Origin of the sequence: Bacillus taeanensis, assembly GCF_003318295.1 — a bacterium.
Taxonomy (GTDB): Bacteria; Bacillota; Bacilli; order Bacillales; family UBA6769; genus Maribacillus; species Maribacillus taeanensis.
This window is the reverse complement of record NZ_QOCW01000007.1, coordinates 70,992-83,820: the sequence shown is the minus strand read 5'-3', so window position 1 is coordinate 83,820 and position 12,829 is coordinate 70,992. Positions and strand designations below refer to the sequence as shown.

The following is a 12,829-nucleotide window of genomic DNA, read 5'->3' as shown; positions in this document are numbered from 1 at the left end:
TATGTATTCCTCCTTTAATAATAAAAAATATCTATAGGGAACCGACATCTTTTTAAGGATGGCGGTACACCTCATATTTTATACAAATTGGTCTTTTTTAATGAAAAAAGCGAGAAAGTTCTCCTTGAATAAGAGAAGCTTTACCCAATTTGTTTGATTGCATAATTTCTGCCTTTAATAGTTTGCGCAGTTCTTTATCACTTAATTCAGGTTGTGGTACCGCTTTCTCTTCTGGTGGTTCTGGTTCAACAGGCTGTTGACCTTTTTGCATGTCAAATACTTGTTTAATTCCTGCTAAATTAATGCCTTGTTCAATTAGCTTTCTAATTTCGAGAAGTGTATCCACATCGGTAAAAGAGTACAAACGGCGATTCCCTTCCGTTCTTGCTGGACGAATTAAATTATGTTCTTCATAATAGCGAATTTGCCGAGCTGATAATTCTGTTAATTCTTTTACAATCCCAATTGGGAATAAGGGCATATTGCGTCGAATTGTATCACTCATGTTTACTTTACCCCCTTTCGCTATTACTTTCATCTTACATGATGAAAGTTTTGTTGTCAATAAATGTTATAAAAATTAACATATGCCCTTTAAAGCTCATTGAAAAAGAAGAAATTCTCTTTTATCTCGTTTAAATTTGCACTAATCCTTCAGTTAAAAGTTTATCTACAGCAGATAATATGCCAATTTTCACATGACTGTATGTTAATCCTCCCTGCACATAAGCTGTATATGGGGGGCGGATTGGTCCATCAGCTGATAGCTCAATGCTTGCTCCTTGAATAAAAGTACCTGCCGCCATAATTACATTATCTTCATAGCCCGGCATATAACTCGGATAAGGCGTTACATGAGCATTAACAGGGGAAGCATATTGAATGGATTGACAAAAGGCAATCATGGCATCTTTATGATCAAATTGAACAGATTGTACAAGATCTGTTCGCTCTTCATACCAGCTCGGGTTTGTATTTAATCCGATTTCTTCTAAGAAGCTTGCAGTAAATACAGCTCCTTTTAATGCTTGCCCAACAATATGAGGAGCTAAAAAGAAGCCTTGGTACATTTCCAATAAGCTGTTTAAAGAGGCGCCCACTTCGCTTCCTAATCCTGGTGATGATAAACGATAGCCGCACTGTTCTATTAATTCTTTTTTCCCTACTAAATATCCTCCTGTTTTGGCAATGCCACCGCCAGGGTTTTTTATCAGTGAACCAGCTATTAAATCTGCTCCAACGTGACACGGTTCTTCTTCTTCAACAAACTCGCCATAACAATTATCAACAAAAACGATCACGTCTGGTTTAATATTTTTTACAAACTTAATCATTTCTTTTATTTTTTCAATAGAAAATGATGGGCGATTCGCATACCCTTTTGAGCGCTGAATACCAATTACCTTTGTTTTGTCACTAATAACCTCTTTGACACCTTCAAAGTTAACAGAACCATTCTCTAATAAGTCAACCGTTTGATAGGTAATACCAAATTCTTTTAGTGAACCATTTTTACTGCCGCGTATCCCAACAATCTCTTCAAGCGTGTCATATGGTTTACCTGTAATGTATACTAATTCATCCCCTGGTCTTAACATGGCAAATAGTGCAGTTGAAATTGCATGTGTTCCTGACATCATTTGCGGTCGAACAAGGCCAGCTTCCCCGCCAAATACATCCGCATACACTTGATCTAATGTATCCCGACCAACATCATCATATCCATAACCTGTTGAAGGTGTAAAATGAAAATCGCTTACCCGATGGCTGCGGAACGCTTCCAGTATACGAAACTGATTGTTTTCAGCCGTTTCATCAATTTTATGATGAACTTTTCTAATCTTCTCTTCTACGTTTATTACTTTTTCTTTTAACTGATCTCCGAATTTAAACTGTCCGTACATAATTAATCCCCTTTTATTTCTATTCTTTCGCTTCTAACCTTTTAAAAGTTCATTCATAAAATGCTCGGGTGCATACCCCTTAATATGAAACATTTGTTTTTCATCGTCCCATCTTTTCTGCTCAATTATTGTGTTCGTATCCATTAATGCCAATTTTTTACCGCTGCTTGGCGATACATGAACTTCAAAGTAGGAAAGCTGCCTTTTCATCAAGCTGATCACTTTATCCGTTAATTTCATAATATCTTCTTTTTCATAAGCCGATATTAACAGCTGTTCTTCCCCTGCCCCAATAAACGGTTTTGTTAATTGATCTTTTTTATTATAAATGGTTAAAGTAGGAATGTGATCTGCTTCAAGATCTTTTAATACCTGCATCACCGTTTTTTCATGTTCAACATGATTTTCAGCAGAGGCATCTACAACATGAAGAATAAGATCAGCTTCTCCTGCCTCCTCTAATGTAGAGCGAAATGCCGCAACTAATGAGGTGGGCAAATCTTGAATAAATCCAACTGTATCGGTAATTAATGTTGGCAATCCTTTAATATACTCCCACTGCCTTGTTGTTGGATCTAATGTAGCAAATAATTGGTTCTCTTCATAAATTCCCGCTTCGGTAATTCGATTAAAAATAGTTGATTTACCTGCGTTTGTATACCCAACAAGCGCAATTTGAAAAACATTATTGCGCTTTCTTCTCTCACGATAACGCATGCGGTGGCTGACAATTTTATTTAAGTGCTGTTCAATCTCATTGATTCGGCGGCGAATATGGCGGCGGTCTGTCTCAAGTTTCGTTTCACCTGGTCCCCTTGTTCCAATTCCGCCTCCAAGTCTTGAAAGAGCTGTACCTTGTCCAATAAGCCTCGGAAGCATATATTTTAACTGTGCGAGTTCCACTTGAAGCTTTCCTTCTTTTGAACTTGCCCGTTGTGCAAAAATATCGAGAATAAGCTGAGTGCGATCAATAATTCTTGCATCAAACTGTGCTGATAAATTGCGCACTTGACTTGGTGATAATTCATCATTAAAAATAATTAAGTCAGCATCATGATCCTCAGCTGCCGCAAGAATTTCCTCAACTTTTCCTTTTCCAATATAAGTCGCTGAATCTGCACGCTGTCTTTTTTGAGAAAATACAGCTAACGGTTCTGCTTGTGCTGTTTCCGTAAGCGCCTGTAATTCCTTTAGAGAGTACTCAAACTGTTCATCATCTTTATTTTTAAATTGACATCCGACTAAAATCGCTTTTTCTTTTAATTCCTTCGTTTCGTTCAAAAAAACACCCTACCTTTTTCAGAATCTTTTTATCATTAACTGACATATGTACACGCTCTGTCACAATTATTTTAACGAATTCAGCACAAACTGCCTACTTTTTCTTCTTAACTTCTTTTACTATTTAGTAATAAACCAAACTGTTAAAAGGTAAACCTATTATATAAAGAAGAGAAAACCATGAACGTTATGTTCATGGCTTCCGGTGATGATTAACTTTCCAAGCTAAAGTCTTCACTTGTAAGCAGCATTAATTGAGATTTGTTATATACATTACTTCTTAAGAGCCTAATTGCTTGTGCACGAATGGCTTTTTCAATAATATTGCGCACAAAACGTCCATTGCTAAACGATTTACTATGAATATTGTCCTCTAAGTATTGTTGAATGTAAAGCTTTAACTTTCTCTCTGCTTCAGTTGATAAAATATACTCCCGCTCTGCCACCATTTTTTTCGCAATTTCTAAAAGCTCCTGTACCGAATAATCAGGAAAATCAATGATTAACGGAAAACGTGACGGCATACCTGGATTTAATTCAAGAAAACGATTCATCTCTTTCGGATAACCCGCAAGAATTAAAATAAAATCTTGATGAAAATCTTCCATTCCTTTTACGAGGGCATCAATAGATTCTTTACCAAAATCTTTTTCTCCGCCACGCGCTAAAGAGTATGCTTCATCAATAAACAATATTCCGCCTTTTGCCTTTTTAATTAAGTCTCTTGTTTTCTGTGCCGTATGTCCTATATATTCTCCAACAAGATCCGCTCGTTCTGCTTCAATTAAATGCCCTTTTGTTAATACATTCATCTCAAAGAACAGTTTTCCAATTAAGCGTGCTACCGTCGTTTTCCCAGTACCGGGATTTCCTTTAAAAACCATATGCAGCGCTTGTTTATCTTGTTTTAGTCCATAATCTTTTCGACAGTTATTTATATAAATCCATGCATAAATTTCTTTAATTACTTTTTTTATTGAATCCATGCCAATGAGTCCGCTCATATCCCTTTGAATTTTTTCGAGTGGATAATGTTTTTCAAGATCCATATCACTTATTAACGTATCTTCATTTGCCCTGTGCTTCAATTCATTGTGTTTTAATACAACATTTATTTGGCCTTTAGCACGTTGAGTGATTGAGTCCTGCATCGAACTTCACCTCACTTCTCTCTTTTCCTTTACTAGTATACGTCTTAATATAAAAATTGTGACAAATGCCTAATATCTAGACAAACAATTTATATAAAGCATTCGCATTTTGTGCTTTTTAGTGATAGGACAAATCGTTCCTTTTGTATATTGAGATAATACCACAAGCGTTACCATTTCATTCAAGGGGGAATTCGCTTGGACAAAAATGTTGATTGGCAGATGATTACCTTTGTTTTTACGACACTCATCCAAGAATATTGGGTTCATATCCACTTACCACAAATATATTATTGGGACCTTCAAAGAAAATTCCCAAAAAAATAATGTGAAAAAATCGTCGATCTTCCTTCTTTCCCTGCATATTTTTTGTGATTTAAAGCATCCTTATAATGTGGGGGTGAGCGGTATGACGAAGAAACAGCATAATGAAAATAAACAGCAAAAAACAAAGTTCGATGTTGAGTTTTCAAGTGAACAAAATGCAAAGAAAAAATACAAAAAAAATGATAAACAAAAGAAAAACACCGACTGAGAGCTCTCAGTCGGTGTTTTTCTTTTTATAACGCCAATAAATAAATATTACCACACCTATAAGAGGAAGAAGAACTGGCGATAAACCAATTGTAATGATAATGGCCCCTGAGAAAAATCGAATTAAAATATTAATAGTATCTATAAATAACTGCTTAGAGCCTTTCCATACATGCAGCCCATTGTTATTTGAAATTTCTGCAGGAGAATTTTCAATCATCGTAATGGTGACCATGGAATAATCTGTTTGATTTTCAATATAATTTATTTTTCCTTTTAACTGTTCAATTTCCTCTTGGACAAAAGAAAGTTCTTTGGAAATGTTTAATAAGCTTTGCGTATCAGAAGCTTTTTCTAAAAATGCATACAATCTCTTTTCAACTGCCTGTTTGGATTTTAAACGCGACGTTAAATCTACATACTCCTCTGTTACATCACGCCCATTCATCGAACGATGGGTAACATCTCCAATTTGTGCAATTTCATTTAAAGCTGTTTCAAACTTTTCGTGAGGGATTTTGGCTATAATTGTTCCTTCTTTTCTGCTTTTCTCTTCATCATATAAGGTGGATTCGACAACATATCCATTTTTAGCTTTTATTAATTTTTCTAACTCTTTTTGATTTTCTTGAAAATTTTCAAATTCAACCGTTAAATAAGCTTCATAGATAATTTTCCGCTCACTTTTATTAGTTAACTGTTCTGTCTCTCCTTCACTTTCTTTATATATTTCCGCTTTTTTATTTTCTAGATTTCCACTCTCTTCGCTAACAGCCATATCCATTTCTGCTGATTCATTTTGTGTATTATTGCTGCATCCAAAAAGGAGCAATAAAGAAACAGCGAATAATATTGTTTTTATGAAAAGAGTTTTCTTCCTCATAGCGCCCACCCTTTCATATCCGATTCTTTTTTCTATACAATTTTATTTAGCTCAACTACAATTAAGACAAACAATGTGAAGAAAAAGTTTCAAGTTTATGATAAAAAAGGGAAATAGCAAAAAGAGAAGAATTGATTACATAAGAGGGAAAATTGTCCAGACGTATTGAACCATTCACATATTACATGACCCAATTTTATTTTAAAAAGGGGGAGAAGGTTGTGAGTAATTTATTTCAACAAGAACTGCCTGATTATGTAGAGCAATTTCTTTATTCATTAGAAGCAAAAGGAAGACAGCCTTCAACAATCAAACGTTACCGCTATGATTTAGCAGATTTTTTACAATGGATGCGCATCACAAAAAAAGAGCGATCATTTAAATGTTTTCAATCACTTACTGACGAAGAAGTTGCTCAATATTTTCATGTATTAACAATAGATCGCCAATACTCCTACCGCACGTTAAAAAGAGTTTTAACGGTCTTAAATCAACTTTATCTTTACTATCGTCAGCTCGGAAAACTTCGCTATAATCCGCTGTCATCTTTAAGTGTAGATGTAGAAAAGTTTGGACCTTTAAAAGAAGAAGATTTTATTTCAGAAAAAGAGCAAGCTCGTTTACTTTTTATTCTTAGTTCTGCAGAAGGTTTAACAGAACACCAATTAAAAGCCCGTCATTTCTTAGTGGACAGAAATATATGTATTGTGTTATTTTTCCTTCATTACGGTCTTACCCTTAAAGAACTTGTGACAATTAAAATGAAGGACATTCACTTTGAAAGAAATGAAATCGAGATTTCTTCTATTTCAAGTGTATCACGAATCATTAAACTTACCGAGGAAGATAAAAAGCAAGCATATAAATACTATCAGACCATTCCAAAAGCAGTACGACCTCGCTATCATAGTCATGACCCTTTTTTTGTTGCTTTCGATTTTCAGCGCAATACATTTCGTTATAATTACGAAGTTGAACAGCCAAAAGCGCTTACTGAAATTGCCATTCAAAAAATGATACGAGAAGAAGTGAGCCGGGCTGGGCTAAGAAAAGGGATTTCTGCGCAGCATATGAGACGAACCGCGGTTTTAAATGAACTGCTTTCCGGTCAATCACAAGAACATATTCAAGAAAAATTCGGATTTAAAACCCCGCTTTCATTAAAGCGTTATGCAGAATTTGCCGCAGAGATTAAAGAAGCCGCTAAACAGTAACCCCCCCAATTATAAATAAACTGGGGGGTTTTTCAACGATCATTTAGCTTTCAAAATTAATTTCCACGTTGCGGCTTGGAGCAAATGTTGAAATCGCATGCTTATATATTAACTGCTGCTTGCCTTCAGATTCTAACACAACCGTAAAATTATCGAATCCTTTAATGAGGCCTTTTAATTGAAAACCATTTAACAAATATACTGTTACATACGTATTTTCGCGGCGTAGCTGGTTTAAAAACTGATCTTGGATATTTACTTGCTGCTTCATTTACAGTCCTCCTCTATTGGCATTCCACTTTTATTCTTCGCTTTGCTGGCGCAACTTTCCTGCAACAAAATCAATTATTTCTTTAATTTTTTTGCCCGCTTCATTTTCCATATTAAACCACTCAATATCCATTTGGTTGCGAAACCACGTAAACTGCCTCTTTGCATAACGTCTTGAATTTCGCTTTAAAAGTTCAACCGCTTCTTCAAATGTTACTTTTTCATCAAAATAATCATACATCTCTTTATAGCCAATTGCTTGCACAGCTTGGGTATTTCGAATCCCGCTGTCATAAAGACGCCGTACTTCATCAATAAGTCCTTCTTTTATCATTAAATCAACGCGCTCATTAATTCGTGCATAAAGCTTCTCTCTTTCCATCATTAAGCCAATTAAGACAGCATTATACGGTGAATCCCCTTTTTGCATTTCTTGATATTCACGAGCTGTTTTACCTGTTGTATGATAAATTTCTAGTGCCCGGATAACACGGCGAACATTATTCGGATGAATTGACTGGTAGCTTTCCTTATCAATTTCCTTGAGTTGTTCATGAAGCGCTTCTTGCCCTTGCTTCCTTGCAAATAATTCCATGCGCTCTCGAAACCCTTCATCAGATGATACATCTGAAAATTGATAATCATTAATAACCGCTTTTATATATAAACCCGTGCCACCAACAATAATCGGAAGTTTGCCTCGTTTATTAATGTCAGTAATTAATCTTTTCGCTTCCTTCTGAAAATCAGCAACAGAATAAGATTCTGTTGGATCTTTTATATCAAGGAGGTGATGAATCACGCCCTGCATTTCTACTTCTTTAATTTTCGCTGTTCCAATATCCATTCCCTTGTATACCTGCATTGAATCTCCGCTAATCACTTCACCGTTTAACGCTTTTGCTAGTTCAATGCTCGTTCTGGTTTTTCCGACTGCCGTAGGTCCGACAATTGCTGCTACTTTTTCTTTCATTTTACGCACCTCTTCTACATTACCCGCTTAAACAGCTTTTCCATATCGTAGGTGGAAAAGTGAATAAGTATCGGTCGTCCATGAGGACATGTAAATGGATCAATTGCTTTTCGAAGTGATTCTAAGAGTGAAAAAATTTCATCATCCCTTAAATAACGATTTGCTTTAATTGACCCTTTACATGACATCATAATGGCCGCTTCTTCTCTCATTTTCTTAACATCGACCTTTTTAGCTGCAATCACTTGTTCAATCATTTCTTCGATTGTTTCTTTTTCTTGCCCGCGCGGAAACCACTGCGGATGAGAACGAACAATATACGTATTACCCCCAAATGGTTCAAGAAAAACACCAACGGATTTCAATTGTTCAAGATGCTCTTCAATAATCGCTGCTTCCGCCTTACTAAATTCAAATGTGAGCGGCACTAAAAGCTCCTGCACTTCAGCATGAACCTGTCCAACTTTCTCTCGGTAATACTCATATTTTAAGCGCTCCTGTGCAGCATGCTGATCAATAATATACAAGCCGTTTTCATTTTGAGCAAGAATATAGGTGCCATGCATTTGACCAATTGGATATAATGGAGGGATTCTATGTTTCGGTTCCTCCTCTTCCTTTTCATGTATATCCTCAGCATATTGAATAGGCTCTTCATATGTCGTGTCCTGCTCATCTCCTGCTTGTTCATCATATTCTTCAAAGACTTCAGGCTCTGTTTTACTGCTTGTACTTTTAACTTTCTCTAAATCTTGTAAATCTCTTAAGTCATTATCTTTCTTTGCTTCGTTAAAAAGAATACTCCTAACCAGCCCTTTTTTTTCTGCAGTCGTGTCCTGCTCTTCATTATTTATTCTGTTAAATAAATGCTGAAATTGAATGGACTGCTGTTCGGGTTTTTGCGAATTTGCAGCGATCTTTTTAATTTCCTCACGTGGTTTTACAGGCTCGGGAATAAGCTGTATTTTTTTAAATGCCGCTTTAATGCTGTCTTCAATAAGCGCAGTTAACTCTTCTTCTTTACTTAACCTTGCTTCTAGTTTAGAAGGATGAACATTTACATCGATTAGCGTTGGATCCATGTTTATATTAAGAACCGCAATTGGGTATCGTCCAATTGGAAGAAGCGTATGATAGCCTGCTTGAATCGCTTTAAAGATCGGATAATTTTTTAAATAACGGCCATTTATAAAAATAGAAATATACTGCCTTGAGGCTCTTGTAATTTCCGGTTTTCCAAGAAAGCCATCAACTTCAAAATCGAGCGAGCGCCCTGAAATAGAAATCATCTGTTTTGCCGTTGAAATTCCGTAGACTGCTGCAATAACTTGGAGCAAGTCTCCGCTGCCATTTGTTTGCAGTACTCTTTTTCCGTTATGAACGAGACGAAATGCCACTTCAGGATGGGCAAGTGCCTGCCGATTTAAAACATCTGTAATATTGCCTAATTCAGTTTGGACAGTTTTCATATATTTTAGACGTGCTGGTGTATTATAAAATAAATTCGTAACGGTAATTTCTGTTCCTTTTCGGCTGCTTGTTGTTTTTACTTCTTTCCAAGTTCCGCCTTGAATTAATACGTACGTACCAGGACCGTCTCCTGTACTCGTTTTTAATTCAAGTTTTGAAACAGAAGCAATACTAGGCAATGCCTCCCCACGGAATCCAAGTGTTCGAATATGAAACAAATCATGCTCGTTTTTAATCTTACTCGTTGCATGGCGATGAAAAGCAAGTTCACAATCTTCTCGGTCCATACCCTCTCCATTATCTGTAAGACGAATTAAGCTTAATCCACCGTCTTCTATTTCTACTTCTATTCTGGTACTATTTGCATCGATGGCATTTTCAACAAGTTCTTTTATAACAGAGGCAGGCCGCTCTACAACTTCTCCCGCTGCAATTTTATTGGACAGGTGCTCGTCCAACTTAATGATCTTGCCCACTGCCATCACCTCTTCCTTTTATTTTTTTACTTTTTTTTGAAGTTCATATAGTGTATTCATCGCATCAAGTGGGGTCATATCTAATAAGTTAATGTCTAAAAGAGCTTTCCTAAGCTGCTCTTCTTGTGAGCTGTATTTCTTTTTCACGCTCTTATCTTCAGCTTCAAACAATGAAAGCTGCGCTGGTTCTTCTGCAGTTTGGGATGCATCTTTTTCAATAGTATCTTCTTTACGATTGCTTTCTTCTGTTTGGATGTGTGGAACAGGAGAAAGCTCTTGTTTACCATTTTCAAATTGAATTAAGATCTCCTGCGCGCGATCGATTAATTGATCAGGAAGATCAGCAAGCTTCGCAACATGAATGCCGTAACTTTTATCTGCAGCTCCATCATGAACTTTATGCAGAAAAACAACTTGTCCATTTTCTTCGACTGCTTTTACATGGACATTTTTTAATTGGTTCAGCTCTTTCTCAAGCGCCGTTAATTCATGATAATGCGTAGAGAAAAGCGTTTTACAGCCAATCTTTTCATGAATATATTCAATAATCGCTTGTGCAAGCGCCATTCCATCATAAGTGGATGTGCCCCGACCTATTTCATCAAGTAAAATCAAACTGTTTTGCGTTGCTTTTGACAACGCGTGTTTTGTTTCAAGCATCTCAACCATAAACGTACTTTGTCCGCCTACTAAATCATCAGCAGCTCCTATTCTCGTAAACACTTGATCAAAAACCGGAAGAACAGCTTCCTCGGCCGGAACAAAGCATCCAATTTGAGCCATAATCGCCGTTAGTGCTAATTGACGCATGTACGTACTTTTACCAGACATATTAGGACCTGTAATTAATAAAAGCTCGCGTTCCTCATTCATATATACATCATTTGCTACATAAAGCTGACGATCCATTACTTTTTCAACAACAGCATGACGACCTGAAATAATTTGGATTTCTCGCTTTGAAAACTGCGGTTTCACATATTGCTGTTCTTCACTAATTGTCGCAAAGCTTTGCAGAACATCAAGTTCGCTGACTTTTTTGGCAATCTCTTGTAAGCTTTGAATATATGTTTTTACTTCTTCTCTTATTTGCATAAACAGTTCATATTCTAAATCAACAATTTTTTCCTCAGCTTCTAATATTAATGTTTCTTTCTCTTTTAGCTCAGGTGTTATATAACGCTCGGCATTTGTTAATGTTTGCTTTCGTTCATAACGTCCCTCTGGTAAAAGATGCAAATTTGCCTTTGTTACTTCAATGTAATAGCCAAACACTTTGTTATAGCCAATTTTAAGCGATTTAATGCCTGTGCTCTGTTTTTCCTGCAGCTCAAGCTGAGCAATCCATGTTTTTCCATTACGGCTTGCATCACGATATTGATCAAGCTGTTCGTTAAAACCATCTCGAATCATATTTCCTTCTTTCACAGATAAAGGAGCTTCTTCTTTTAAACCTCTCTCAAGTAAAGCAGCTAATGGCTCACAAGGATCAATCGCTTCCGCTAAACGTGTACAATAAGGATTATTAAGCTTTTTCACGGTTTCAATAATAATCGGAAGCTGTTGGAGAGATTTTTTTAATTGAATAAGATCGCGTCCATTTACGTTGCCGAATGCTACTTTTCCTGCTAAACGCTCTAAATCATAAACCCCTTTTAACAGCTCGCGAATTTCCTCTCGCTCAAAAAACTGTTCGATGAATGTTTCCACTACATGATGACGCACGGTAATAACTTCACAATCTAATAGTGGACGTTCAATCCAGTGTTTTAAAAGTCGTCCGCCCATCGCGGTTACCGTTTTATCTAAAAGCCATAACAGCGAGCCGTTTCTTCCTTTTGTTCGAATCGTTTCTACTAGTTCTAAATTGCGCTTTGAATGAATATCAAGCTTCATAAATGCTTCCGGCTGATAATATTCAGCAGCCTGAAGATGTTCTAAAGATCGCTGCTGTGTACGCAGTAAATAATTGATTAACCGCCCAAATGTAATGGTTAACTTTTCCTGCTCCAGTTTTTCTACAAGCGGCTTTAATCCGTCTGTCATTGTACTATTTTCTTCATAGGATAATGTCACTTGAAATCTTTCTGTTAAGTCTTTTTTATACGTATCATCCAGCCCAGGTTCAAGAATGCATTCCTTTGCCTGCGCTGCAGCAAATTCCTGAAGAACATCCTGCCATTCTCCTGTAAGGAGCGTAACGCGTCCTTCTCCTGTGGTTAAATCACACAATGCAAAGCCAAAGCTTCCATCTTTAAAATCTGAGATCGAAGCAATGTAATTATTTTCTTTTTCTTCAATAAGCGAGCCGTTCATTACAGTCCCTGGTGTAATTAACTGAACAACCTCTCGTTTTACAACACCTTTTGCCTGCTTAGGATCTTCCGTTTGCTCACAAATTGCAATTTTGTAGCCTTTGGCTAATAACTGTTGAATATAGTTTTCGGCAGAATGATAAGGTACTCCGCACATTGGGATGCGCTCTTGCCCTCCCCCATCTCTGCTTGTTAATGTAATTTCTAGTTCTTGTGAGGCGCGTTTTGCATCCTCAAAAAACATTTCATAAAAATCCCCTAAACGAAAAAATAAAAAGGCATCTTCGTATTGTGCCTTAATTTGAAGATATTGCTGTATCATAGGCGTATACTTTGCCATAATGTTCCTCCAACATTG

General features: G+C 36.6%; 11 protein-coding genes. 2 read left to right on the top strand and 9 right to left on the bottom strand.

The genetic code is table 11. From position 1 onward, the window contains the following. Window positions 1-97: 97 nt before the first annotated feature. From DS031_RS08740 to spoVK, 4 genes are all read right to left on the bottom strand, one after another. Window positions 98-505: a MerR family transcriptional regulator gene (locus tag DS031_RS08740; RefSeq protein WP_113805675.1), complete on the bottom strand. Its 408-nt coding sequence runs from the start codon at window positions 503-505 to the stop codon at window positions 98-100. Window positions 506-635: 130 nt separating this feature from the next. After that, window positions 636-1,904, bottom strand: a complete 1,269-nt coding sequence (locus DS031_RS08735; protein ID WP_113805674.1) for a methionine gamma-lyase family protein — start codon at window positions 1,902-1,904, stop codon at window positions 636-638. Window positions 1,905-1,937: 33 nt separating this feature from the next. Next, window positions 1,938-3,185 (bottom strand): GTPase HflX, encoded by a 1,248-nt coding sequence (gene hflX / locus DS031_RS08730; RefSeq protein ID WP_113805673.1) that lies wholly within the window; start codon window positions 3,183-3,185, stop codon window positions 1,938-1,940. 212 nt (window positions 3,186-3,397) lie between these two features. Next, complete coding sequence (spoVK, locus tag DS031_RS08725; RefSeq protein ID WP_113805671.1) at window positions 3,398-4,336, bottom strand: stage V sporulation protein K; 939 nt, start codon at window positions 4,334-4,336, stop codon at window positions 3,398-3,400. A gap of 409 nt (window positions 4,337-4,745) precedes the next feature. Here spoVK and DS031_RS24425 point away from each other — a divergent pair, with 409 nt between their 5' ends. Further along, the gene (locus DS031_RS24425; RefSeq protein ID WP_281269109.1) at window positions 4,746-4,871 is read left to right on the top strand and encodes a hypothetical protein; all 126 of its coding nucleotides are present in this window, start codon (window positions 4,746-4,748) and stop codon (window positions 4,869-4,871) included. A gap of 6 nt (window positions 4,872-4,877) precedes the next feature. Here the strand turns inward: DS031_RS24425 and DS031_RS08720 are convergent, their stop codons facing one another. Next, window positions 4,878-5,753 (bottom strand): DUF4349 domain-containing protein, encoded by an 876-nt coding sequence (locus DS031_RS08720; protein WP_113805669.1) that lies wholly within the window; start codon window positions 5,751-5,753, stop codon window positions 4,878-4,880. 221 nt (window positions 5,754-5,974) lie between these two features. Here DS031_RS08720 and DS031_RS08715 point away from each other — a divergent pair, with 221 nt between their 5' ends. Next, window positions 5,975-6,967 carry a tyrosine-type recombinase/integrase gene (locus DS031_RS08715; RefSeq protein WP_245947289.1) on the top strand — a complete coding sequence of 331 codons (993 nt, stop codon included), beginning with the start codon at window positions 5,975-5,977 and terminating at the stop codon, window positions 6,965-6,967. 43 nt (window positions 6,968-7,010) lie between these two features. Here the strand turns inward: DS031_RS08715 and hfq are convergent, their stop codons facing one another. Genes hfq through mutS form a run of 4 tightly spaced genes read right to left on the bottom strand, consistent with a single transcriptional unit; the run spans window position 7,011 to window position 12,811 of the window. Then, entirely contained in the window at window positions 7,011-7,238 is a 228-nt protein-coding gene (gene hfq / locus DS031_RS08710; RefSeq protein WP_113805667.1) for an RNA chaperone Hfq, read from the bottom strand. Between the two features lie 30 nt (window positions 7,239-7,268). After that, window positions 7,269-8,210, bottom strand: coding sequence for a tRNA (adenosine(37)-N6)-dimethylallyltransferase MiaA (gene miaA / locus DS031_RS08705; protein WP_113805665.1), 942 nt, complete (start codon window positions 8,208-8,210; stop codon window positions 7,269-7,271). Window positions 8,211-8,224: 14 nt separating this feature from the next. Continuing rightward, on the bottom strand, window positions 8,225-10,156 hold the full coding sequence (gene mutL, locus DS031_RS08700) for a DNA mismatch repair endonuclease MutL (RefSeq protein ID WP_113805778.1): 1,932 nt from the start codon (window positions 10,154-10,156) through the stop codon (window positions 8,225-8,227). Window positions 10,157-10,174: 18 nt separating this feature from the next. After that, complete coding sequence (gene mutS / locus DS031_RS08695; protein ID WP_113805663.1) at window positions 10,175-12,811, bottom strand: DNA mismatch repair protein MutS; 2,637 nt, start codon at window positions 12,809-12,811, stop codon at window positions 10,175-10,177. Window positions 12,812-12,829 lie beyond the last annotated feature (18 nt).

Bases quoted from the DNA above. Each gene is read 5' to 3' on its own strand.
- DS031_RS08740 (WP_113805675.1), bottom strand. From the start codon at position 505: ATGAGTGATACAATTCGACGCAATATGCCCTTATTCCCAATTGGGATT.
- DS031_RS08735 (WP_113805674.1), bottom strand. From the start codon at position 1,904: ATGTACGGACAGTTTAAATTCGGAGATCAGTTAAAAGAAAAAGTAATA.
- spoVK (WP_113805671.1), bottom strand. From the start codon at position 4,336: ATGCAGGACTCAATCACTCAACGTGCTAAAGGCCAAATAAATGTTGTA.
- DS031_RS24425 (WP_281269109.1), top strand. From the start codon at position 4,746: ATGACGAAGAAACAGCATAATGAAAATAAACAGCAAAAAACAAAGTTC.
- DS031_RS08720 (WP_113805669.1), bottom strand. From the start codon at position 5,753: ATGAGGAAGAAAACTCTTTTCATAAAAACAATATTATTCGCTGTTTCT.
- hfq (WP_113805667.1), bottom strand. From the start codon at position 7,238: ATGAAGCAGCAAGTAAATATCCAAGATCAGTTTTTAAACCAGCTACGC.
- miaA (WP_113805665.1), bottom strand. From the start codon at position 8,210: ATGAAAGAAAAAGTAGCAGCAATTGTCGGACCTACGGCAGTCGGAAAA.
- mutS (WP_113805663.1), bottom strand. From the start codon at position 12,811: ATGGCAAAGTATACGCCTATGATACAGCAATATCTTCAAATTAAGGCA.